Origin of the sequence: Stenotrophomonas acidaminiphila, assembly GCF_001431595.1 — a bacterium.
Classification (GTDB): Bacteria; Pseudomonadota; Gammaproteobacteria; order Xanthomonadales; family Xanthomonadaceae; genus Stenotrophomonas; species Stenotrophomonas acidaminiphila.
In genome coordinates this window covers 1-22,932 of the sequence record NZ_LDJO01000074.1, presented here as the reverse complement: position 1 = coordinate 22,932, position 22,932 = coordinate 1, and the positions used below count along the sequence as shown (strand labels likewise).

Genomic DNA, 22,932 nt, shown 5'->3' with positions numbered 1-22,932 from the left:
CTCTCCCAATGCACTTCATCTCCACCCGCAACAACGCACCTGCCGCCACGCTCAGCCAGGCCATCGCCGCCGGCCTTGCGCCCGATGGCGGTCTCTACGTGCCGCAGCAGATGCCGGCGCCCCGGACCCTGCAGGCGGGCGCTTCGCTGGCCGAAACCGCATCCACGCTGCTGCAGCCATTCTTCGCCGGCGACGGGCTGGAGCCGGAGCTGCCGCGGATCTGTGCCGAGGCGTTCGACTTCCCGGTGCCATTGCGCCGCCTGGCCACCCGCAACGATCACGTGCTCGAGCTGTTCCATGGCCCCACGGCCGCGTTCAAGGATTTCGGCGCGCGCTTCCTTGCCGCCAGCCTGTCGCGGCTGCGGGCGGGCCAGGCGCGGCCGCTGACCATCGTGGTCGCGACCTCCGGCGACACCGGCGCGGCCGTCGCCGCGGCATTCCACGGCCAGCCCGGCCTGCAGGTGGTGGTGCTGTACCCGGATGGGCGGGTGTCGCCGCGGCAGGCGCACCAGCTGGGCTGCCTGGGCGGCAACATCCGCACGCTGCGCGTGGCCGGCTCGTTCGACGATTGCCAGGCCATGGTCAAGCAGGCATTGAACGACGCTGACCTGCAGGCGCGGGTGCCGTTGAGTTCGGCCAACAGCATCAGCCTCGGCCGCCTGCTGCCGCAGATGGCCTACTACGCGCACGCGGCACTGGCCCACCAGGCCGCGCAGGACGCACTGCTCAACGTCGTGGTTCCCACCGGCAACCTCGGCAACGCGATGGCGGCGGTCATGGCGCGCGCACTGGGCGTGCCGCTGGGCCGGATCGTGCTGGCCACCAATGCCAACCGGGTGTTGCCGGACTACTTCGGTGGCGGCCCGTACCAGGCCCGTGCCAGCGTGGCCACCCTGGCCAATGCGATGGACGTCGGCGCACCCAGCAACTTCGAGCGGCTGCGCTGGCTGTATGCCGGCGACGACGCCGTGCTGCGTGCCCAGTTCGTCGCGCGCGCGGTCGATGACGAGGCCATCGCCGACACCATCGCCGCGCGCCATCGGCGGCATGGCGAAGTGCTGTGCCCGCATACCGCTACCGCGGTGCGGGTGCTGGAGCAGCTGCGCGCCAGCGACGAGGCCGCGGCGCACGAGCACTGGGCGGTGGTGGCAACGGCGCATCCGGCCAAGTTCGAGGCGGTGGTCGAGCCCCTGATCGGCTGCGAGGTACCGGTGCCGCCGGCACTGGCCGAGCTGCTGCGGCGCCCGGCCCATGCCGAGCCCTGCGCCCCGGAATACGCCGCGCTGCGCGACACGCTGCTGCGCTGACGCCGGCACCCGCCGCGTTGTCCACAGCGGATGTGGAGCGTGCCGAGGAAAGCCTGTGGACAAGTGTCCGCCGCGCCAGCAGCGGCGGGCGTTCGCGCCGGTCTGGCGAAAATGGCGCCAGACCGGCCTGCGGACTCAGGCCGCGCGTGGCCTGGGCAGGGGGCCGGAGGGCTGGTGCCGGTTGCCGCGCCCGCGCAGGCCCAGCAGCCAGGTCGCCAGCGGCAGTGCGGCCAGCATCAGCAGCCAGCCGGCAACGATGAAGCCGCCGGCGGAGAACACCGGCAGGCCGGCCGCGACCGTGAACGCGGTGGCGAAGGTGAGCGTCGCCAGCGCGCAGTGGAAGCGCAGCCGGTCGCGGCCCAGCCGCCGCAGCAGCCACGCCGCGGGCAGGGCGAGCAGCAGGTTGATCGCGAAGTCCTGCAGGGTCAGCGCGCCGTACCAGGCGGTGCCGGACAACCCGGCCTGCGCCAGCCATGAGGGGAGCGCGTTGTAGGCGGCGATGGCCGGCCAGGCGTAGAGGACCAGCAGCATGAAACCGATGCCGATGGCGATGGAGAGCAGTGTGGCGATCAGGCGCGACATGAGGCCTCCCGGGTCAGCCGCCGGCGGTGGCACGGCGGTCGCGCCCAGCTTGCAGGGCCGGGCGGGGGGCGTCAAACGCGGGCCGGGGCTCAGCCGAGGTCGTCGTTGGCCAGCCGCTGCAGGCCGGTGAAGTCGAGGATCTCGACCACGTTCAGGTGCGGCAGGGCGATCAGCCCCTGCTGGCGCAGCTTGGTGAAGGTGCGGCTCACCGTTTCCATGGTCAGGCCAAGGTGGTCGGCGATGTCGCCACGGCCCATCGGCAGCGCCACGCGGTTGCCGACCTGGCCCAGCATCGCCTCGCGCGCGGCCAGGCGCAGCAGGAAATCGGCCAGCCGTTCCGGCGGCTGCAGCCGGGCCAGCGCCATGGCGTTGTCCTGGGCGGCATCCAGTTCCTGGCAGGCGCGTTGCAGCAGCTTGCGCTCCAGGTGCGGATAGCGCTGGCGCAGGTCGCGCATCTGCGAGGTCGCCACCCGGCACACCCGGCTGTCGGCGATGGCCTCGATATCGTAGCGGTGCAGGTCGCTGCCGCTCAGGCCCACGTAGTCGCCGGGCAGCACGAAACCGTTGACCTGGCGGCGGCCGTCGGCCAGCGTGCGGACCAGCCGCAGCGCGCCTTCGGTGACCGTGAAAACGTGCGCGCGGGGCTCGCCGCTGCGCGCCAGCGTGGCGCCCATCGGCACCGGCATGGACAGGGTGATCTGTTCCAGCGCCCGCACCTCGTCGCAGGACAGCGCCGAGCACACCGACAGGTGACGCACCGAACAGTGCAGGCACTCGCGGGCGCCGCTTCCTTCGGAAACGGGGGGCGGTACGGAGTTTGGCTCGGAACCGGGAACGGACCGGGTCATGGCGTCGCGGCGGGGGGAGTGCGCCCATGATACTTCATGCGGTCGGCGTGGGCGGGGTGGCGCTAGAATTGGCGTCCGCTCATCCCCACTGTTTGCAGGAGTTTCGCCCGTGATCAAGCCCCGTACCCCGCCCGGCATCATGGAATTGCTGCCGCGCGAGCAGATTGCGTTCCAGCGCATGCTGGACGTCATCCGCCGCAACTACGAGCGCTTCGGGTTCCTGCCGGTGGAGACCCCGGTGTTCGAGCTGTCCGACGTCCTGCTGACCAAGTCCGGCGGCGAGACCGAGCGCCAGGTCTATTTCGTGCAGTCCACCGGGGCCCTGGCCAATGCCGCCGGGTCCGCCGAGAAGGGGCTGCCGGAGATGGCGCTGCGCTTCGACCTGACCGTGCCGCTGGCGCGCTACGTGGCCGAGCACGAGCACGAGCTGACCTTCCCGTTCCGCCGCTACCAGATGCAGCGGGTGTACCGCGGCGAGCGCGCCCAGCGCGGCCGTTTCCGCGAGTTCTACCAGTGCGACGTGGACGTGATCGGCAAGGATGCGCTGAGCATCCGCTACGACGCCGAGGTGCTGGCGGTGATCCACGCGGTGTTCTCGGAACTGCGCATCGGCAGCTTCGCGGTACAGCTGAACAACCGCAAGCTGATGCGCGGCTTCTTCGAGGCCCAGGGCGTGTCCGATCCGCAGCTGCAGGCATTGGTGCTGCGCGAGGTCGACAAGCTCGACAAGCGCGGTGCCGACTACGTGCGCGAGACCCTGGTCGGCGCGGATTTCGGCCTGCCTGCCGCCGCCGTGGAGCGCATCCTGGCCTTCGTCGAGGTGCGCTCGCAGTCGCATGCCGACGCGCTGGCCAGGATCGACGCGGTGCTGGCCGATGCCGGTGCCGCCGCCAGCGAATCGCTGCGTGCCGGCGCCGCCGAGCTGCGCGAGGTGCTGGAACTGGTCAAGGCGCTGGGGGTGCCGGAAAGCGCCTATTGCCTGAATTTCTCCATCGCCCGCGGGCTGGACTACTACACCGGTACCGTCTACGAGACCACCCTGCTGGACCACCCGCAGATCGGTTCGATCTGTTCCGGCGGGCGCTACGAGGACCTGGCCAGCCACTACACCAAGAGCCGGCTGCCGGGCGTGGGCATTTCCATCGGCCTGACCCGTCTTTTCTGGCAGCTGCGCGAGGCCGGCCTGATCGAGGGCATCGCCGGGAGCAGCGTGCAGGCCATGGTGGCGCTGATGGACGAGGCGGCGATGCCGCAGTCGCTGGACATCGCCCGCCGCCTGCGTGCCGGCGGCATCAACACCGAAGTGCAGATGGAGCCGAAGAAGATCGGCAAGCAGTTCCAGTACGCGGCCAAGGCCGGCATCCGCTTCGTGGTACTGGCCGGCGACGACGAGCTGGCGCGCGGCGTGGTCGCGGTCAAGGACCTGTTGCGCGAGCAGCAGTTCGAAGTCGCCCGCGACGAGCTGGCATCCACCCTGCAGGTGGAACTGGAACAGGCCCGCGCCATGGCGCGCTGAGCGCCCGCGCCGCGTCCGGACCCGAGGCCCCGCATCGCGGGGCCTTTTTCATGCCCGGAAGCCGGCGCCGCGCCCGTTTGACCGGGTGGATGGTTTGGACTAATGTATTAGCACGCTATTACATTGGTACGTATGAAACCGCGCCCAGACCCCGACCGCGAAAAGGCCTCCGACGCTTCCCTCAGGGCGCTGGCGCGTGCGTTCGCCGCGCTGGAGCGGCCGCAGGACGTGCAGGCGTTCCTGCGCGACCTGTGCACGCCGGCCGAGCTGGAGGCGATGGCCGACCGCTGGCGGGTGGTGCCGTTGCTGCGCAAGGGCGTGCCGTATCGCGAAATCTACGACCTGACCGGGGTGAGCGTGACCACCATCGGCCGGGTCGCGCGTTCGCTCGAGCATGGCGCCGGCGGGTATGCCGTCGCCATCGAGCGCCTGTCCGCGCGCAAAGCCGAATCCAACTGAGACAAGACCCATGAGTGCTTCCTCCTCCGCGCCGGCCCGCGACCGGCTGCGTATCGCCATCCAGAAGAGCGGGCGCCTGGCCGACCCGGCGCGCAGCCTGCTGGCCGCCTGCGGGCTGAGCTGGCGGCAGAGCCGCGACAAGCTGTTCTGCTTCGGCGAATCGCTGCCGGTGGACCTGCTGCTGGTGCGCGACGACGATATTCCCGGGCTGATCGCCGATGGCGTCTGCGACCTCGGCGTGGTCGGCCTGAATGAACTGGACGAGCAGGCCAAGGCGCGCCGCCAGCAGGGCCTGCCCGACGCCTACCAGCCGCTGCGCGGGCTTGGCTTCGGCCAGTGCCGGCTGATGATCGCCGTGCCCGAGGACTGGGACTGGCAGGGCGTGGCGCAGCTGTCGGGCAAGCGCATCGCCACCAGCTACCCGGCCATCCTGGCGGCATGGCTGCGCGACAAGGGCGTGGACGCGCAGGTGGTGGAACTGTCCGGTTCGGTGGAGATCGCGCCGAAGCTGGGTACCGCCGACCTGATCTGCGACCTGGTGTCCAGCGGCGCCACGCTCGCGGCCAACCAGCTCAGGCCGGTGGAAACGCTGCTGGACAGCGAAGCGGTGCTGGCCGGCCCGGTGCACGAACTGGACGACGCCCGCGCCGGGCTGATGGCGATGCTGCTGCGCCGCCTGGACGGCCTGAGCAGGGTGCAGGACCGCAAGCTGCTGATGTTCTCGGCCGCCGAAGAGCGCGTGGACGCGCTGGCGCGGCTGCTGCCCGACGCCGAGCCGCTGCTGCGGCTGCCGGGCAATGGCACGTCGGTGCGCCTGCAGACCATGTGCAACGGCGCGCTGAGCTGGCAGCGGCTGGAGGAACTCGAGCGCGCCGGCGCCCAGGGGTTGATGGTGCTGGCGGTGGAGAAGTCGCTGGCATGAACATCATCGACTGGAACGCACTGGATGCCGACGCGCAGGCACGCGCGCTGACCCGGCCGGCACAGGCGGTGGCCGCGCAGACCCGCGCCGCGGTGGAGGCACTGATCGGGCAGGTCCGCGAGGGCGGCGATGCCGCGCTGCGCGACATCACCGCGCGCCTGGACGGGGTGGCGCTGGAACGCTTCGAGGTGAGCGAAGCCGAGTTCGCCGCCGCCGAACAGGCGGTGCCGGCGGAACTGCGCATCGCCATGCAGCAGGCGGCCGAACGCATCGACACCTATCACCGCGCCGGCATGGCCCAGCCGTATTCGGTGGAAACCGCGCCGGGCGTGGTCTGCGGCAAGGTCGTCCGCGCCATCGCCCGCGTCGGACTGTACGTACCGGCCGGCAGCGCGCCACTGCCGTCGACCGCGCTGATGCTGGGCGTGCCGGCGAAACTGGCCGGTTGCCGCCAGGTGGTGCTGTGCACGCCACCGCGCCGCGATGGCACCGCCGACCCGGCGGTGCTGGTGGCCGCCCGGCTGACCGGCGTGCACCGGGTCTACAAGATCGGCGGCGCGCAGGCGATCGCGGCGATGGCCTGGGGCACCGCAACCGTTCCGTCCTGCGACAAGCTGTTCGGGCCGGGCAATGCCTACGTCACCGAGGCCAAGCAGCAGGTGGCGCAGGCCGGTGCCGCGGCCATCGACATGCCGGCGGGGCCGTCGGAGGTGCTGGTGATCGCCGATGCCGGTGCCAATCCGGTCTTCGTCGCCGCCGACCTGCTGTCGCAGGCCGAACACGGCCCGGACTCGCAGGTGCTGCTGCTCAGCGACGACGCCGCGTTGATCGCCGCGGTGCGCGACGAAGTGGAACGGCAGGTGGCGCGGCTGCCGCGCGAAGCCATCGCCCGGCAGGCGCTGGCGGCCTCGCTGCTGGTCCAGGTCGCGTCGATCGAGCAGGCGTTCTCCATCTCCAACCGCTACGCGCCCGAGCACCTGATCCTGGCGCTGCGGCAGCCGCGCGACTGGCTGGAGCGGGTCGAGGCGGCCGGTTCGGTGTTCCTGGGCGACTACACGCCCGAAGCGCTGGGCGACTACTGTTCCGGCACCAACCACGTGCTGCCCACCGCCGGTGCCGCGCGCGCCTACAGCGGGGTCAGCGTGGCCAGCTTCCAGAACCAGATCAGCGTGCAGGCCGCCAGCGCGCAGGGCATTGCCGGGATCGGGCCGTGCGCGCTGGTGATGGCCCGCGCCGAAGGGCTGGACGCGCACGCCAACGCGGTCGCGCTGCGGCTGGAGGTGGCGCAATGAGCGGCGTGCTCGACCTGGTGCGCGAGGACCTGCGCGGCTTCGCCGGATATGCGTCCGCGCGCAGCACCCGGCTGGAAGGCGAGATCTGGCTCAATGCCAATGAATCGGCGTGGCCCAACCCGGGCGATGCGGCGGCGCTGTGCCGGCGCTATCCCGAGCCGCAGCCGCAGGCGCTGCGCGAACGCCTGGCCGCACTTTTCGGCTGCAGGTCCGAGCAGCTGCTGATCGGGCGCGGTAGCGACGAAGCCATCGACCTGCTGGTGCGCGCGCTGTGCGCGCCCGGCCGCGATGGCGTGCTGTACACGCCGCCGGTGTTCGGCATGTATGCGGTCAGCGCGCGGCTGCAGAACGCGCCCGCGCTGGAGGTGCCGCTGCGCGATGACGATGCCGGGCTGGTGCCGGACATCGAGGCCATCATCGCCACCGCGAAACAGGGCAATGCACGCCTGGTGTTCCTGTGCTCGCCCTCCAACCCGGGCGGGTCGAGCATCGGCCTGGCGCAGGTCGAGCGGGTGGCCGCGGCGCTGCGCGGGCAGGCGCTGGTGGTGGTCGACGAGGCCTATGCCGAATTCGCCGACGAGCCTTCGGCGGCAAGCCTGCTGCCGCGGCATGACAACATCGCCGTGCTGCGCACGCTGTCCAAGGCGCATGCGCTGGCGGCGGCGCGCATCGGCTGCGTGATCGCCGATGCCGGGCTGATCGCGGTGCTGCGCAACTGCCAGGCACCGTACCCGATCCCGGCGCCGTGTTCGGCGCTGGCGCTGGCCGGGCTGGACGACGCGGCGCTGGCGCGCACGCGCGAACGCATCGCCCTGGTACGCGCCGAGCGCGAGCGCCTGCGCGCCGCGCTGGCGCAGTTGCCCGGCGTGCGCCGGGTGTACCCGTCCGACGCCAATTTCCTGCTGGTGCGCCTGGTTGACGCCGAGGCCGCGTTCCAGCGGCTGCTGGTCGCCGGGGTGGTGGTGCGCGACCAGCGCGGCGCGCCGCAGCTGCACGACGCGCTGCGCATCACCCTCGGTACCCCTGAACAGAACGCGCGCGTACTCGGCGTGCTCGCCACGCTGGAGCCTGCAGCATGACCCCCATCCTGTTCGTCGACCGCGACGGCACCCTGATCGAGGAGCCGGCTGATTTCCAGATCGACGCCTACGAGAAGATCCGCTTCGTCAGGAACGTGATCCCGGCGATGCTGCGCCTGCGCGACGCCGGCTACCAGTTCGTCATCGTCTCCAACCAGGACGGGCTCGGCAGCGACAGCTACCCGCAGGCAAGCTTCGACGGCCCCAACGACCTGATGCTGCAGATCTTCGCCAGCCAGGGCATCGTGTTCCGCGACGTGCTCATCGACCCGAGCTGGCCTGCCGACAACAGCCCCAACCGCAAGCCGGGCATCGGCATGATGCTGCCGTACCTGCAGGACCGTTCGATCGACTGGGCGCGCTCGGCGATGGTCGGCGACCGGCCCACCGACATCCAGTTCGCGGACAACATGAAGATCCGGGGCTTCCAGCTGCGCACCGCGCAGTTCGGCGGCGACTGGGACTGGGACGGCATCGCCCACGAGCTGGCCGATGCGCCGCGCCGTGCCGTCGTGCAGCGCGATACCAGGGAAACGCAGATCCGCGTCGCCGTCGACCTGGACCGGGCCGCGGCGTCGCAGGTGGATACCGGCCTGCCGTTCTTCGACCACATGCTCGACCAGATCGGCCGCCATGGCGGCTTCGCGCTGGAGGTGCAGGCCAGGGGCGACCTGCACATCGACGAACACCACACCATCGAGGACACCGGCCTGGCGCTGGGCCAGGCGCTGCGCGAGGCGCTGGGCGACAAGCGTGGCATCGGCCGCTACGGCTTCACCCTGCCGATGGACGAAACCCTGGCCAGCGCCGCGCTGGATTTCAGCGGCCGCCCGTACTTCGTGTTCGAGGGCGTGTTCAAGCGTGAGCGGGTCGGCGACATGCCTACCGAGCTGGTGCCGCATTTCTTCCGCTCGCTGTGCGATGCGGCCGGGTTGAACCTGAACCTGAAGGTCGAGGGCGACAACGACCACCACAAGGTCGAGGCCTGCTTCAAGGCGCTGGCCCGCGCCCTGCGCCAGGCGATCCGTCGCCAGGGCACCGAGCTGCCATCGACCAAGGGGGCGTTGTGAGCACGGTCGGCCTGATCGATGCCGGCGGCGCCAACCTCGGCTCGGTGCGCTATGCGCTGGAGCGGCTGGGCGTGGCGGTGCGCATGGTGCGCGAGCCCGCTGGCCTGGAAGGCGCCTCGCGGGTGATCCTGCCCGGCGTCGGCGCCGCCGCCGAGGGCATGCGCCGGCTGCACGCCCAGGGGCTGGTGCAGCCGCTGCGCGAACTGCAGGTGCCGCTGCTGGGCATCTGCCTGGGCATGCAGCTGCTGTTCGAGCGCTCCGAGGAAGGTGGGGTGGAGTGCCTGGGGCTGTTGCCCGGGGTGGTGCGACGCCTGCATCCGGCGGTGGGCGTGCGGGTGCCGCACATGGGCTGGAACAAGCTGCTTGCGCTGCGCGAGTCGCCGCTGCTGGACGGCGTGACACCCGGCTCCAGCGCCTATTTCGTGCACAGCTACGCCGCACCGGTCACCTCCGATACCGTGGCCGCGTGCCACCACGGCGGCCTGTTCACCGCGGTGGTGCAGCGTGGCCGCCTGTGCGGTGCGCAGTTCCATCCCGAACGTTCGGCCGGCCCCGGCGCGCGCATCCTGCGCAATTTCATCCAGAGCGATCTTTCATGAGCTTTATCGTCTATCCCGCGCTCGATATACGCGACGGGCAGGTGGTGCGCCTGCTGCAGGGCGACTATGCGCAGCAGACCACCTACGGCGACGATCCGTTGCCGCGCGCACAGGCCTTCGCCGCTGCCGGCGCGCAGTGGATGCACCTGGTCGACCTGGACGCGGCCAGGGCCGGTGGCTACACCCTGGCGTCCCTGCTGGCACGGATCGCCGCGGACACCCGGCTGCAGGTACAGACCGGTGGCGGCGTGCGTTGCCGCGACGACGTGGCCCGCATCCTCGATGCCGGCGCCAGCCGCGTGGTGGTCGGTTCGCTGGCGGTACGCGAGCCCGCGCAGGTGCTGGCGTGGCTGCGCGAGTTCGGCGCCGCGCGGCTGACCATCGCGCTGGACACGCGGCAGGGCGACGATGGCGTGTGGCGGTTGCCGGTGCACGGCTGGACCGAGACCGCCGATGTCACCCTGGACGAACTCGCCGTGCGCTATGCGCAGGCGGGCATGCAGCACCTGCTGTGCACGGACATCGCCCGCGACGGCATGCTGTCCGGGCCCAACCTGGACCTGTACGCGCACCTGTCGCGGCTGCTGCCCGGGGTGGCGGTACAGGCTTCCGGCGGCGTGCGCGATGTCGCCGACGTGGCCGCTGCGCGTGCGGCCGGCTGTGCCGGCGCGGTACTGGGTAAGGCGCTGCTGGAAGGCCGGCTGCAGCTGCAGGAGGCGCTGGCATGTTGAGCCGCCGCATCATTCCCTGCCTGGACGTGCGCGATGGCCGCGTGGTCAAGGGCGTGCGCTTCCGCGACCATGTCGACATGGGCGGGATCACCGAGCTGGCGCTGCGCTACCGCGACCAGGGCGCCGACGAACTGGTGTTCTACGACATCTCGGCCAGCCCGGAGGGACGCTCTGTGGACCGGGGCTGGATCGAGCGTGTCGCACGCCTGATCGATATCCCGTTCTGCGTGGCCGGCGGCATCCGCGACGTGGAAACCGCGCGCGCCATGCTCAATGCCGGCGCCGACAAGATCTCGATCAACACCCCGGCGCTGGAGCGGCCGGCGCTGATCGGCGAGCTGGCCGGGGCGTTCGGCCAGCAATGTGTGGTCGTCGGCATCGACTCGATCCGCGAACCCGACGGGCAGTGGCGCGTGCGCTCCTACACCGGCGACCCGGCCCGCACCCGCGACGAGGCACGGCTGACCCTGGACTGGCTGCGCGAGGCGCAGCAGCGCGGTGCCGGCGAGATCGTGCTCAACTGCATGGACAGCGATGGTGTGCGCAACGGCTACGACATCGCCCAGCTGCGCCAGGCCCGCGCCCTGTGCAGCGTGCCGCTGATCGCCTCAGGCGGCGCCGGCACGCCCGGGCATTTCGCCGACGTGTTCGAACAGGCCGACGTCGACGGCGCGTTGGCGGCCAGTGTGTTCCACTCCGGGGCCATCGCCATTCCTGAACTCAAGCGGTTCCTGCGCGAACAACAGATCGAGGTGCGCGATGTCTACTGAAAAAAGCTTCGACACGACCGCGCTGGACTGGGACAAGGTCGGCGGGCTGATGCCGGCCATCGTGCAGGACGCGGCGACATTGCGCGTGCTGATGCTCGGCTACATGGACCGCGCCGCGCTGGACCGGACCCTGCGTGACGGCCGAGTGACCTTCTTCAGCCGCAGCAAGCAGCGCCTGTGGACCAAGGGCGAGACCTCCGGCCACCACCTGGAGCTGGTGGCCATCCGGGCCGACTGCGACGGCGATACCCTGCTGGTCAGCGCGCACCCGCACGGACCGACCTGCCACACCGGCAGCAACAGCTGTTTCGGCGACGCGCCGGGGCAGTTCCTGGGCGCGCTGGACGCACTGGTCCGGCAGCGCGAACACGACCGCCCGCTCAACAGTTACACCACCAAGCTGTTCGAGAAAGGCACCCGCCACATCGCCCAGAAGGTGGGCGAGGAAGGCGTGGAGACGGCGCTGGCCGGCGTGGTCCAGCGCGATGACGAGCTGCTGGGCGAGTCGGCCGACCTGCTGTTCCACCTGATCGTGCTGCTGCGCGCGCGCGGGCTGTCGCTGGACGATGCGGTGGCGGTGCTGGAACAGCGCCACGCCAGGGCCGCGGAGAAGGCGGCACGCTGAGCGCAGGTGTGGCGCGGGCGCCTGCCGTCCCTGGCCGGCGTGGCGCCATGCGCGCGTGGCATGACGGCGCGATAATGGCGGCCTGTCCGTTCTCTTGACGAGGCTCGCATGCGCCATTCCCTGTTCGCCGGCCTGTTGCTGGCCTGCGCACCGCTGACCGCGGCCGCGTCCTGCGTGGAGGGCGCGGTGTTCGACGATGCCAATGGCAATGGCGTGCGCGACCCGGGGGAACAGCCGCTGCCGGGCATCCGCGTGTCCGACGGCGAGCACATCGCCGTCACCGGCCGCGACGGCCGCTACCGGCTGCCGGATTCGGCGCAGCCCATCGTGTTCGTCATCAAGCCCGCGGGCCGTGGTGCCGCCGTGCGTGCCGATGGCCTGCCCGATATCTGGCGCCCGCGCGCGGGCGAGGTGGCGGGTACCCAATGCCGTCCGTTCGCGCTGGTGCCGCAGGCGGATGCGGCGGACAGTTTCCAGGCCCTGGTGATGGCCGACAGCCAGACCTCCAGCACGCTGGACGTGGACTACTTCGAGCGCGACATCGTCGCGCCGCTGCGTGGCCGCCACCAGGCGCGGCTGGGCATGACCCTGGGCGACATCAGCAACGACGACCCGGCGCTGTATCCGCTGCTAGTCAAGGCGGTGACCTCGCTGGGGGTGCCGTGGCTGCACGTGCCCGGCAACCACGACATGGACCTGGGCGCGCGCAGCGATGCCGACGCGCTGGACAGCTTCCACCGCCAGCTCGGCCCGGACACCTATGCCTGGGAAGAACCTTCGATGGTGTTCATCGGCCTGGACGACGTCATCGCCCGACCGGGGCAGAAGCCGGCGTATGTCGGCGGCCTGCGCGAAGACCAGTTCGCTTTCCTCGAGCGCTACCTGCCGACCCTGCCAAGGGACCGGCTGGTGGTGCTGGGCCTGCACATCCCGCTGTTCGACCGCGGCTTCCGCGCCGAGGATCGCGCGCGCCTGTTCGCGCTGCTCGAGAAGCTGCCGCACCCGCTGGTGCTCAGCGGCCATACCCACAACCAGAGCCAGGTGTTCTGGAGCGCGGCGCAGGGCTGGAAGGGCGCGCGGCCGCTGCACGAGTACAACGTCGGTGCCGCCTGCGGTGCGTTCTGGTCCGGTGTGAAGGACGCACAGGGCATTCCCGACACCACCATGTCCGATGGCACGCCCAACGGTTACGGCCTGCTCAACGTGCAGCCGCAGGGCCGCTACAGCGTGGAGTACCGCGTCGCCCGTGCGCCGGAGGACATGCAGATCGCGCTGCATGCGCCCCGGGTGCTGCGGCATGGCGCGTACCCGGCGTGGGGGGTGTACGCCAACGTGTTCATGGGCCATGACGGCCTGCCGGTGGAGTTCCGCGTCGACGGCGGCGACTGGCAGCCGATGAAGCGGGTCGAGCAGCCCGATCCGCGCCTGCTGGCCGAGAACGTGGCCGACGACCAGACCGACCTGCTGCGCGGCTACGACCGTTCGCCCGAAGCCACGCCGTCCTCGCACCTGTGGCGCGCGGCGTTGCCGACCCGGCTGGAGGTGGGCGAACACACGGTCGAGGTGCGCACCACGCTCAACGGCAGGGAGTACCGCAGCCACACCACCTACCGGCTGCAGGACGCGCAACCCTGAGCCAGCGGGCGGGTGGTGCGGGCGCTACAGCCGCCCGTGCACCCAGGGCAGGCCGATCAACGCAGCGCTGGCGCGGCGCCGGTGCGTGCGCACGGGGAGGCGGTGGAGGGCATGCGACTGCGGCTGCGTTGACCCGGCGGCGTCCTCCAGGCGGTCAGCGCGTCCCGGGGCTGGCCGATGCCGCACCTGGCGCGGCCGTCGGCGCATGCACGAACGGATAGGGCACCGGCGCACTTGCCGGCAGTCCGGAGCGCCAGCGCGCCAGCACCGGCGCGATCGCCTTGCCGGCGACGAACTGCGGATGCGATGGCAGCTCGCCCTCCTGCTTCTCGCGCCGGCGGACGCTGTCGCGGGCCATGGCGAAGGCGGCGGCGAAGTCGTCGGTGGCGTTCAGCGCCTCGACCAGGAACGCACGGCCGAACCAGGTGGCGCTGTCGGTATTGCCGCAGCCGAAGGAGGGGCGGTCGCTGCGCGCAGCGGTGATGACCATGCGGTTGGCGGCCTTCAGCACCGGCACGAAGCCCCCCGAATAGCAGGCCGAGACCACGATCACCGCATTGCCGATGCCGGCCTCTTCGAGCAGCTGCGCCAGGTCCTCCGGCGTCAGGTAGTCCTCCTGGTCCGGCCCGGTGTGCAGGTAGAGGCTGCTGTCGTCCAGGCCATGGCTGCTCAGGTACACGAACAGTACGTCCTCGCGCGGGTCGAGCACCTGCCCCAGCCCGTCCAGCGCGCGGGCGATGCTCTCGTAGGTCGCCGGTGGCAGCGGCGCCTCATCCGGCAGCGTGTCCGGCTGGTTGACCAGCGCCAGCATGCGCCCGGGCGCATCCCAGCGCCGTGCCGACAGCTGCCGCAGGTAGGCGACCTCGTTGCGGAACACGTCCTCGTCGGCATCGCCGGCCACGCCCAGCACGTACACGTCGGCCACGCCCGGGCGTTGCGGCGGCAGCCGCGCGAGCATGTCCTCGAGCAGGGCCTGCTGGCGGTCATCCAGCGCCGGCGTGGTCGGTTCCCATGGCGGGGTGTCCGGGGTCTGCGCCAGCGCCGGCCAGATCGCGCAGGCCAACGCGCAGGCCAGGGCGATGGCGCGTGGCTGCCGGGTGCGGCGGATCGGTGCGGTGATGGCGGCAGGCATGGGCGCGGGGGTCGGCGGAAGCGGATGATCGTATGCATTATCAGCCCGCCGCGGGAACCGCCGGTGCCCGGTCCAGCGCGTCGCGCCAGTTCAACCACCACGCCTTGGGCGGGCGCGGGATCTGTTCCCACCACAGGTTCATGGCCTGCACGTCGCCGTGCAGCCATGCCGCGCGGTGCCCTGGCGGAGGTGTGCTGTCGAACATTGTCGCCAGCCGGGTGTAGAGCGGCCCGGAGGCCAGCGCCGGATAGCGGGTAAGCAGGGTGAGCAGGCTGAACCGGTCCGCGGCCGTCGCTTCGCGGGCGACCCGGGCCTCGGCATCGGGGGGGCGCTGGCCGGCGGCCATCGCCTGGTCGAAGCGGATGACGGCCGTGCGGAAGCCGGCGGCCGCATCGCTGGCCAGTGGAATGCCGCTGCGTTCGGCGCTGAAGTCGAGGGTCGAACCGGCCGGCACCAGGGTTTCCTGGCCTTCCACGCGGTGCATGACCCAGCCGCTGGTGACGCGCAGGGTGCCGTCGCCCTGCGGTGAGCGGCTCATCTCGAACGCGCATCCCAGGTCGACGGTTTCGCTGCTGCCGGTGGCGATGCCGAAATGCCCGGGTGGCGCCCAGATGCGCGCACGGATGCGGCCTTCCAGCAGTTCGATGCGGTGGTGGCCGGTGCGGGTGTCCGTGAGCCGGACCCGGGTCCCTGGCAGCACCTGCATCCGGCCGATGCGCGCCACCTGCAAAGTGGCCGACTGCGTTGCCGCCGTCGCCAGCGTCTGTCCGACCGCCAGCGTCGCCGGCAGGGTGCGGGCATCGGCTTCGACCTCGACCGCCCACTGCCGGTGCTCGCTCCACTGCAGGCGCCATGGCAGCCACGCGGCGACGATGGCCATGCCGGCAACCAGCGCGGCGGCCGCGGCCCCCGGCAGGACCCGCCTGCTGCGCCTGCGGCGCAGCGCCGGCGCGGTGGGCAGCGGCCCGGGGACATGGCGGTAGCTGCCCAACAGTGTCGTCAGCCGCTCGAGTTCGCGGTCGCCCGGCAGGTCCGGGTCCCACAGCGGATCGGGTGTCTCAACCATCGCTCGTTTGCTCCTGCCGGGTGATGCCCAGCGCATCGCGCAGCCGCTGCATGCCGCGGTGAAGGTTCACCCGGACCGATTGCGGGGTCAGTCCGGTGAGGCTGGCTATCTCCGGTCCGCTGAGGCCTTCGACCAGGCGCAGGATCAGGGTCTCGCGGTAGGCCTCGGGCAGGGTGCGGATCGCGTGCAGTGCCTGGCCGGCCTGCGCCATCGCGTCCGGGCCCGCCCCCGGCCAGACCGGCTCGTCGGCGTCGGCCAGTGCATGTTCGTCGATGGTGGTTGGGGGCCGGTTGCGGCGCGCGATCATCGCGATCCATGGCCCGAAGCGCGCCGGCTCGCGCAACTGCTCCAGCCTGCCGAAGGCGATGACGAAGGTTTCCTGGGTCAGCTCCTCCGCCCGCGCACGCGGCGCCATGCCCAGGTGGATGGCATGCACCAGCGGGGCGAAGGTGCGGTAAAGCCAGGCGAACGCCGCCTGCGACCCGCGGCGGGCTTCCTGTACCTGCCGGGCGATGTCCAACGGGAGGGTCGCGGCCTTCATGTCCTGGAGGGTCGGGGGGACACGGGGAAAGAGGGAGCGGCAGTGTGGAGTGTTAACAGGGCGACGCGGTTAACGCCGCGGCGGTGGCAGCGCTCTTCATCATGGCCCCCTGCCTGGAGCATCCGCATGCAACGATCCACCGGACTGTCGATCCCGTACCCTGCATCCCCCGCCGCACCGGCCGCGCGCGTGCCGCTGCTGTTTGTCCTGCTGGCTACCTGCAGCGCTGCCGGCGCCGCTACCACGCCGGTCGTCGGGCGGCCCTGCGAGGACTGCGAGGTGGCGCTGATCGGGTTGCCGGCCGCGCCGGCGGCCAGCGCCCGGTTGGCACCGGTCGACGAGCCCGGCCAGCGGCTGCGCCTGCATGGGCGCGTTACCGATGCGCACGGGCGGCCGCGTCCGGGTGTGGTCGTCTATGCGCACCAGACCAACCAGCAGGGCCTCTACCCGGGCGAGAAGACCGACCGCACCCCGGGTGTCCGCCAGCACGGACGACTGCGCGGCTGGGCCGCCACCGATGCCGACGGGCGCTATGCGTTCCTCACCGTGCGCCCGGGCAGCTACCCGGGAACCCGCTTGCCCCGGCACATCCATCTGTACGTGATCGAGCGTGGCTGCGCGCTGTACTACATCGACGACGTGTTGTTCCGTGACGACCCGCACCTGACGCCCGCGGTCGCGCGCAAGGCGTCGCCGGGCCGTGGTGGTCCGGGCATCGTCACACCGGTGCGGGTCGGCGATGGCTGGGAGGCGCAGCGCGACATCGTGCTGGGCCGCAACATCCCCGGATACCCGCAGTGCGCGCAGTGAACGGCGGGCATGCGCAGCGTTATCCGCTGGCCCTGCGGCTGCTGCACTGGCTGCTGGCGCTGCTGCTGGTGCTGCAGATCGCACTGGGGTTCATGGCCGAGTACGCGGCCACGCCGGAATACTCGGCGGCGCTGCTCCCGCTGCATTTCCGGCTGGGCATGCTGATCCTGTGCCTGACATTGCTGCGCCTTGCCCTGCGCCTGTGGCTGCCGGTCCCCGGGGCCGACGATGCTACGCCCTGGAGCGGACGGATCCGCACCGGGGTCCATGGCCTGCTTTACGCGCTGGCGCTGCTGCTGCCGGTGAGCGGCCACGTGATCTGGGTCTGGATGGGCGCGGACCGGACCCTGTTCGCCGGCGTGCAGGTACCGGCGCTGTTCGTTCCGCCGGCCGACGAAAGCGGGCGGGCGCTCGCCTGGTACGTGCATGTGTATGGCGCCTGGGCGCTGTCGGCCCTGGCCGGCCTGCATGTGGCGGCCGCGGTGTCGCGCCATTGCAGGCAGGGCGATGGTTTCATCACCCGGCGCATGGGGTTGGCCAGGTTGCCCGGCAGGCCCGTAAACGGTGGCTCGGCGCGACGCCACGACGCGGGCGCGGCACCGCAGGTCGAGGAATGAAGCCGGTTGCCGGCCGGCGCTGTCTCAGCGCCGCCGCAGCCAGAAATAGATCGGCAGCCCGGCCAGCACCAGGCCTGCGCCCCACAGCAGCGCTTCGGTGCCGATGCCGCCCAGCGCGTAGAGGCTGAAGGCCAGCGCGCCGGCGGCGGCCAGCCGCGAGCCCCGGCCATCGCCGCGCCACAGCCAGGCGGCTGCGCCGGCAAGGTAGGGCAGCAGGGTGGCGGCGGTGGACAGCAGCACCGAGAACTTGAACAGGTCCACCAGCGAGCGGTTGTAGTTGCTGATCACCAGCACGCTGGCCAGCAGGCAGCTGACGATGACGCCGAAGGCCGGGGCGCCGCGCGCGTTCTCGCGGGCGAAGGCGCGCGGCAGCACGCCGTCGCGGGCCGCGGCCATCGGCAACTGCGCCGCCAGCAGGGTCCAGCCGTTGAGCGCACCGACGCAGGACACCGCCATCACCACCGCCAGCAGCACGCCGGCCGCCGGGCCCCACAATGCAGCCGCGGCGTCGGCCATCGGGGCGCTGGAACGGGCCAGCACGTCGGCCGGCAGCAGGCCCAGCACGGTGGTGCAGGCCAGCACCGTGGCGATGCCGGCGATCGCGGTGCCGGCCACGGTGGCGCGGGCCACGGTCCGCGGGGCATCGTCCACCGATCCGGCCGGCACGGTCGCCGCTTCCAGCCCGATCATCGCCCACAGCGTCAGCGCCACGGTGGCGGCGGCCACGCTGCCCAGCGATTCGCCGCTGGGATTGAACGGCACGTAATGGCGGGTGTCGACGAACCACAGCGCCACCAGCCCGAACAGCAGCAGCGGCACCACTTTCAACACGGTGGTCAGCAGTTGCACGCGGCCGGCCTCGCGCAGCCCGGCCAGGTTCACGCCGGCGCACAGCCACAACGCGACCAGGCCGCAGCCGGCCGCGCGCACCGGGGTGGCGGTCAGGGACGGGAAGATGGCGCCGATGCTGCCGGCGAACGCCACCGCGATGGCGGCGATCGCGCACCACATCGAGATCCAGTAGCTCCACGCCACCACGAAGCCGGGCAGTTCGCCGAACGCGTTGCGCGCGAACACGTACGGTCCGCCGGTCTGCGGCCAGCGGCGCGCCAGACGGGCGAAGGTGACGGCCAGCAGCAGCGCGCCGCACAGGGTGATGGCCCAGCCGACCAGGGTGGCGGCACCGTAGGGCGCCAGCGTGGCCGGCAGCAGGAAGGTGCCCGAGCCGATCATGCTGCCCACGACCAGGGCGGTGGCGGACCAGAAGCCCAGCGGGCGGTGGGGGGTAGTCATCAGGAGCTAAGGAGCAGGGCGCGGCCGCGGGTGCCGTGGGCACCGGACCGGGCGGTAGGGGGAGCGCCTGCCGGAACGGGCGCTGGAGCGGGCGCGGATTATGACGCGTTGCCGGCGCGGCCGCGATGGTCGCCGCGGCAATGACCTTTGGCCCTTTCCCCGGCGGGAGCGCTGCGTGGACGCTGGCGGCTTCCTGCATCCGATGGATTCCCGATGAAGCTGCGTCCCTTGGCCCTGTCCGTTTCGCTGTCCCTGGCCACCGTGCTGGCCGCCTGTTCCCCGTCCACGCAGCCGGCCGCGGGCGATGCCGCCAGCCAGGCGCCGCAGGCCGACAAGGCCGCCCGGCTCAACCAGCTTTATGCCGACTACTGGGAGGGCGTGCTGAAGCTGAACCCGTTGCAGGCGACCTTCCAGGGCGACAACCGCTACAACGACCAGCTGCCGGATTTTGGCTCGGCGCAGTTCCGCAAGCAGAGCCACGACTTCACCCGCGAATGGCTGGACAAGGCGGAGAAGATCGGCGATGCCGGGCTGGCCGGGCAGGACCTGCTCAGCTACCGCATCTTCGTCCAGGAGCAGAAGCAGTCGCTGGAAGGCGAGAAGTTCCCCGGCTGGATGATGCCGGTCAACCAGATGGGCTCGACCGTGAGCTACGCGGTGATGCTGGGCTCGGGCCAGGTCGCGCAGCCGTTCAAGACGGTGAAGGACTACGACAACTGGATGGCGCGCGCCGCGCGCATCCCGGTGCTGCTGGATACCGAGATCGCCAACATGCGCGAAGGCATGAAGGCCGGAGTGGTGCAGCCGCGCGTGCTGATGGAAAAGGTGGTGCCGCAGTTCGACGAGATCCTCGCGGCCAAGGGCGCCGAGGACAGCCAGTTCTGGGGGCCGATCAAGGCGATGCCGGCCGATTTCGCGCAGGCCGACAAGGAACGCCTGGCCGCGGCCTACCGCACGCTGATCGAACAGCAGCTGCTGCCGGCGATCAGGAAGCAGCGTGACTTCATCGCCAACGAGTACCTGCCGGCGACCCGCGACACGGTGGGCCTGGACGCGTTGCCCGACGGCAAGGCGTGGTATGCCTTCAACGCCAAGGAGAGCACCACCACCGCGCAGACCCCGGAGCAGATCCACGAGATCGGCCTGAAGGAAGTGGAGCGCATCCACGGCGAGATCCGCACGGTGATGCAGCAGGTCGGCTTCAAGGGCTCGCTGCAGGACTTCTTCAAGTTCATGCAGCACGACAAGCAGTTCGAATTCGGCTCGGAGGCGGCGCTGCTGGAGCACTACCGTGGGCTGGAGGCGAAGATCAACGCCAACGTGCCCAAGCTGTTCTCGCTGACGCCGAAGGCCGGTTTCGAGATCCGCCCGATCGAGGCGTTCCGCGCCAAGTCGGCGGCCGGTGGCGAGTACATGCAGCCCAGCGAGGACGGCAGCCGCCCGGGCATCTTCTACGTCAACACCTACGATCTGCCGACCCGCAAGACGTGGGACGCGGAGGACCTGTTCCTGCACGAGGCGATTCCGGGCCACCACTTCCAGCTGGCGCTGCAGCAGGAACTGCAGGGCGTGCCGGCGTTCCGCCGCTTCGGCGGCGAGACCGCCTTCATCGAAGGCTGGGGCCTGTACGCCGAAAGCCTGGGCAAGGACCTGGGCGTGTACACCGATCCGTACAGCTATTTCGGCCGCCTGCAGGGCGAGCTGTGGCGCGCGGTGCGGCTGGTGGTGGATACCGGGCTGCACGCCAAGGGCTGGAGCCGGCAGCAGGTGCTGGACTACATGTTCGCCAATTCCTCGGTGAGCGAGCCCGATGCGGTGGCCGAGGCCGAGCGCTACATCGCATGGCCGGGCCAGGCGCTGGCCTACAAGACCGGCGAGCTGAAGATCCAGGAGCTGCGGCGGCGCGCGGAACAGAAGCTGGGCGGCAAGTTCGACATCCGCCAGTTCCATGCCGAGGTGCTGAAGGACGGTTCAGTGCCGCTGGACGTGCTGGAAGAAAAGGTCGACGGCTGGATCGCCACCCAGGGCGGCTGAGCAGCGCCGGGCGTGGACGGGGGCGGCCGTGTTGCCGCCTCCGTTGCCCGGTGATGCCGGCGGCGTCGCCAGCGTCAGCTGCCGCCGACGTCCGCCTGTCGCCACGCTGCAGCAACGCACTGGTGCAGCCGCCGCTCTCGCCGCCGGTGCGGCCGTGCCGCATGATTCCTGCTTCCTCTTGAACGACTCCATGGCGGCCGGATGGCAACGTCCGCGCCGGCCCGCCCGCTCCCCCGCAGATGACCCTGATCGTATCGTTGCTCCTGCCGCTGCTTGCCCTGTGGTTGTGGTGGCCCGTGCAGTTTTCCGGAAGGCGGCAGCGCCGCTGGCACCTTGGCACCAGCGTGGCGCTGGCCCTGATGGGAGTGGGCCTGGCCGCGCTGTGGCGGATGGACATGCTGGCGTACGCGGCCGAAGCATGGATCCAGCTGGTGTTCGGCTGGGTGCTGGCGATGTTCGTGATGCTGCTGGTCTGGCTGGCGCTGCGCGAGCTCGGCTGGCTGCTGTCGCGGCTGGCGCCCCGCAGCTCCGCCCTGGCCACGGCCTGGCATGGCGCACGCGCCAACCAGGCCGCCGCCGCGCTGATCGTGCTGCTGGCCACGCTGGGCATCGTCAATGGCCTGAAGCCGCCACGGGTGCATGAGCGTGCGCTGGTGGTGCCGGGCCTGCCACAGGAACTGGACGGACTGCGCATGGCGGTGATCGCCGACCTGCACGCCAGCCCGGTCAAGCGCACCTGGCGCACGCGCCGCGTCGTTGACGCGGTGATGGCCACGCGCCCCGACCTGATCGTGCTGCCCGGCGACATGGTCGACGGCGAGGTCGAGGACACGGCGGCGTTCGTCGCCCCGCTGGCCGAACTGGCCGCGCCGCACGGCGTATGGGTGGCGCCGGGCAACCACGAGTACTACCACGGCTACCGGCGCTGGATGGCGCACTTCCGCGGCATGGGCCTGGGCGTGCTGGAGAACCAGACCGCCCGGCTCGACATCGGCGGCCGCACGCTGGCGGTGTCGGGCGTGGGCGACCTGGCCGCGCTGCGCCCAAGCGCCTACATGCGCGGCGGGCTCGCCCCCGACCTGCCGGCGGTGATCGCCGCGGGCAAGGGCAGCGACGCCCACATCCTGCTTGCCCACCAGCCAAAGCAGGCACGCGCGGCGGCAGCCACCGGCGCGTTCGACCTGCAGGTATCCGGCCACACCCATGGCGGGCACATGCTGGGGTTCGACCGCTGGGTGGTGGCGCCGGCCAACCACGGCTACGTGCGTGGCGACTACCGGGTCGGGGCCATGAGCCTGTTCGTCAGCAGCGGTGCCGGGCAGTGGGACGGCTTCAGCGTGCGCCTGGGTGTCCCGTCCAGCATCGACGTACTGGTATTGAAGGCCGGGCAGCTGCCCGCCCGTTGAGGCGCCGGCGCTCCTAGTCCCCGGCGGCCATGCCGCCGGCCGCGGCCTTCCTGTCCGGCATCAGTCGCGGCAGCGTGCTGACCACCGCCAGCGCGGCCACGGTGGTGGCCAGCGCCACCATCTGCATGCCCATGCCGGCGGCCATGCCGATCGCCGCGGTCATCCAGATGCCGGCGGCCGTGGTCAGGCCCTGCACGCGTTCCTTGCGGTCCTGCTTGAGGATGGCGCCGGCGCCAAGGAAACCGATGCCCGAGACGATGCCCTGCATGACCCGGGTGACATCGGCACCGCTGATGCCCATCTGCAGCGGCGCCAGCACGAACAGCGCCGATCCCACCGACACCAGGATGTGGGTCTTCAACCCGGCCGCGCGGCCCTTGCTCTCGCGTTCCAGCCCCAGTGCCCCGCCGAGCACGATGGCGGTGAGCAGGCGGGTGGCGACGACGGTCAGGGTGCCGACGTCGGGGATGGCGAATTCGGCGGCCAGCGCCTGGCCGACCTGCGTGGTGATGCTCATCGGATGCCTCCGGCACGGTTGCGGTGCGTGTCGACGCACGGGATGTCGGCGCACGCTAGCATCGCGCCGACATCCCGTGCG

The 22,932-nt window shown here is 71.3% G+C and carries 23 protein-coding genes; 16 read left to right on the top strand and 7 right to left on the bottom strand.

Annotation, left to right across the window (positions count from 1 at the left end; translation table 11 throughout):
* The first annotated feature begins 8 nt into the window (after positions 1-8).
* The gene (gene thrC, locus ABB33_RS16315; RefSeq protein ID WP_056932788.1) at positions 9-1,307 is read left to right on the top strand and encodes a threonine synthase; all 1,299 of its coding nucleotides are present in this window, start codon (positions 9-11) and stop codon (positions 1,305-1,307) included.
* Between the two features lie 135 nt (positions 1,308-1,442).
* Here thrC and ABB33_RS16310 read toward each other — a convergent pair whose 3' ends face one another.
* Positions 1,443-1,889: a hypothetical protein gene (locus tag ABB33_RS16310; RefSeq protein ID WP_056932787.1), complete on the bottom strand. Its 447-nt coding sequence runs from the start codon at positions 1,887-1,889 to the stop codon at positions 1,443-1,445.
* Positions 1,890-1,978: 89 nt separating this feature from the next.
* On the bottom strand, positions 1,979-2,737 hold the full coding sequence (locus ABB33_RS16305; RefSeq protein ID WP_054666096.1) for a Crp/Fnr family transcriptional regulator: 759 nt from the start codon (positions 2,735-2,737) through the stop codon (positions 1,979-1,981).
* A gap of 109 nt (positions 2,738-2,846) precedes the next feature.
* Here ABB33_RS16305 and hisS point away from each other — a divergent pair, with 109 nt between their 5' ends.
* The 11 genes from hisS to ABB33_RS16250 all read left to right on the top strand — a co-directional run bounded on the left by hisS (position 2,847) and on the right by ABB33_RS16250 (position 13,435).
* Positions 2,847-4,253 (top strand): histidine--tRNA ligase, encoded by a 1,407-nt coding sequence (gene hisS, locus ABB33_RS16300; RefSeq protein WP_056932786.1) that lies wholly within the window; start codon positions 2,847-2,849, stop codon positions 4,251-4,253.
* Positions 4,254-4,385: 132 nt separating this feature from the next.
* Complete coding sequence (locus ABB33_RS16295; protein WP_056932785.1) at positions 4,386-4,712, top strand: YerC/YecD family TrpR-related protein; 327 nt, start codon at positions 4,386-4,388, stop codon at positions 4,710-4,712.
* A 10-nt stretch (positions 4,713-4,722) separates the two neighbouring features.
* A complete protein-coding gene (gene hisG / locus ABB33_RS16290; RefSeq protein WP_056932784.1) occupies positions 4,723-5,634 on the top strand; it encodes an ATP phosphoribosyltransferase in 912 nt (303 codons plus the stop codon).
* Entirely contained in the window at positions 5,631-6,926 is a 1,296-nt protein-coding gene (gene hisD / locus ABB33_RS16285; RefSeq protein WP_056932783.1) for a histidinol dehydrogenase, read from the top strand. Before hisG ends, hisD begins: the two co-directional genes overlap by 4 nt.
* Positions 6,923-8,005 carry a histidinol-phosphate transaminase gene (hisC, locus tag ABB33_RS16280; protein WP_056932782.1) on the top strand — a complete coding sequence of 361 codons (1,083 nt, stop codon included), beginning with the start codon at positions 6,923-6,925 and terminating at the stop codon, positions 8,003-8,005. The genes hisD and hisC overlap by 4 nt, the downstream gene beginning before the upstream one ends.
* Complete coding sequence (gene hisB / locus ABB33_RS16275; RefSeq protein WP_056932781.1) at positions 8,002-9,075, top strand: bifunctional histidinol-phosphatase/imidazoleglycerol-phosphate dehydratase HisB; 1,074 nt, start codon at positions 8,002-8,004, stop codon at positions 9,073-9,075. Before hisC ends, hisB begins: the two co-directional genes overlap by 4 nt.
* Complete coding sequence (hisH, locus tag ABB33_RS16270) at positions 9,072-9,674, top strand: imidazole glycerol phosphate synthase subunit HisH (RefSeq protein ID WP_056932780.1); 603 nt, start codon at positions 9,072-9,074, stop codon at positions 9,672-9,674. The genes hisB and hisH overlap by 4 nt, the downstream gene beginning before the upstream one ends.
* Positions 9,671-10,405 (top strand): 1-(5-phosphoribosyl)-5-[(5-phosphoribosylamino)methylideneamino]imidazole-4-carboxamide isomerase, encoded by a 735-nt coding sequence (gene hisA, locus ABB33_RS16265; RefSeq protein WP_056932779.1) that lies wholly within the window; start codon positions 9,671-9,673, stop codon positions 10,403-10,405. Before hisH ends, hisA begins: the two co-directional genes overlap by 4 nt.
* Positions 10,399-11,175: an imidazole glycerol phosphate synthase subunit HisF gene (gene hisF / locus ABB33_RS16260; protein ID WP_056932778.1), complete on the top strand. Its 777-nt coding sequence runs from the start codon at positions 10,399-10,401 to the stop codon at positions 11,173-11,175. The genes hisA and hisF overlap by 7 nt, the downstream gene beginning before the upstream one ends.
* The gene (gene hisIE / locus ABB33_RS16255; RefSeq protein ID WP_056932777.1) at positions 11,165-11,800 is read left to right on the top strand and encodes a bifunctional phosphoribosyl-AMP cyclohydrolase/phosphoribosyl-ATP diphosphatase HisIE; all 636 of its coding nucleotides are present in this window, start codon (positions 11,165-11,167) and stop codon (positions 11,798-11,800) included. Before hisF ends, hisIE begins: the two co-directional genes overlap by 11 nt.
* A gap of 108 nt (positions 11,801-11,908) precedes the next feature.
* On the top strand, positions 11,909-13,435 hold the full coding sequence (locus ABB33_RS16250; RefSeq protein WP_056932776.1) for a calcineurin-like phosphoesterase C-terminal domain-containing protein: 1,527 nt from the start codon (positions 11,909-11,911) through the stop codon (positions 13,433-13,435).
* A 154-nt stretch (positions 13,436-13,589) separates the two neighbouring features.
* Here the strand turns inward: ABB33_RS16250 and ABB33_RS16245 are convergent, their stop codons facing one another.
* From ABB33_RS16245 to ABB33_RS16235, 3 genes are read right to left on the bottom strand one after another with little or no spacing between them, the layout of a single operon-like run.
* Complete coding sequence (locus ABB33_RS16245; protein WP_056932775.1) at positions 13,590-14,567, bottom strand: C13 family peptidase; 978 nt, start codon at positions 14,565-14,567, stop codon at positions 13,590-13,592.
* Positions 14,568-14,607: 40 nt separating this feature from the next.
* Positions 14,608-15,633: a hypothetical protein gene (locus ABB33_RS16240; protein WP_056932774.1), complete on the bottom strand. Its 1,026-nt coding sequence runs from the start codon at positions 15,631-15,633 to the stop codon at positions 14,608-14,610.
* Entirely contained in the window at positions 15,626-16,174 is a 549-nt protein-coding gene (locus ABB33_RS16235) for an RNA polymerase sigma factor (RefSeq protein ID WP_056932773.1), read from the bottom strand. Before ABB33_RS16235 ends, ABB33_RS16240 begins: the two co-directional genes overlap by 8 nt.
* Positions 16,175-16,300: 126 nt before the next feature.
* On the opposite strand from ABB33_RS16235, the gene ABB33_RS16230 reads away from it, so the two are divergent.
* Both ABB33_RS16230 and ABB33_RS16225 read left to right on the top strand, forming a co-directional pair.
* Positions 16,301-16,984 (top strand): dioxygenase family protein, encoded by a 684-nt coding sequence (locus tag ABB33_RS16230; protein WP_161809437.1) that lies wholly within the window; start codon positions 16,301-16,303, stop codon positions 16,982-16,984.
* Positions 16,972-17,601, top strand: coding sequence for a cytochrome b/b6 domain-containing protein (locus ABB33_RS16225; RefSeq protein ID WP_054666057.1), 630 nt, complete (start codon positions 16,972-16,974; stop codon positions 17,599-17,601). The genes ABB33_RS16230 and ABB33_RS16225 overlap by 13 nt, the downstream gene beginning before the upstream one ends.
* 24 nt (positions 17,602-17,625) lie before the next feature.
* Here the strand turns inward: ABB33_RS16225 and ABB33_RS16220 are convergent, their stop codons facing one another.
* A complete protein-coding gene (locus tag ABB33_RS16220; protein WP_056932770.1) occupies positions 17,626-18,894 on the bottom strand; it encodes an amino acid permease in 1,269 nt (422 codons plus the stop codon).
* A gap of 213 nt (positions 18,895-19,107) precedes the next feature.
* On the opposite strand from ABB33_RS16220, the gene ABB33_RS16215 reads away from it, so the two are divergent.
* Both ABB33_RS16215 and ABB33_RS16210 read left to right on the top strand, forming a co-directional pair.
* The gene (locus tag ABB33_RS16215; RefSeq protein WP_056932769.1) at positions 19,108-20,928 is read left to right on the top strand and encodes a DUF885 domain-containing protein; all 1,821 of its coding nucleotides are present in this window, start codon (positions 19,108-19,110) and stop codon (positions 20,926-20,928) included.
* Between the two features lie 239 nt (positions 20,929-21,167).
* Positions 21,168-22,334: a metallophosphoesterase gene (locus ABB33_RS16210; protein WP_056932768.1), complete on the top strand. Its 1,167-nt coding sequence runs from the start codon at positions 21,168-21,170 to the stop codon at positions 22,332-22,334.
* 13 nt (positions 22,335-22,347) lie between these two features.
* Here ABB33_RS16210 and ABB33_RS16205 read toward each other — a convergent pair whose 3' ends face one another.
* A complete protein-coding gene (locus ABB33_RS16205; protein WP_054666049.1) occupies positions 22,348-22,851 on the bottom strand; it encodes an MgtC/SapB family protein in 504 nt (167 codons plus the stop codon).
* Positions 22,852-22,932: the final 81 nt, after the last annotated feature.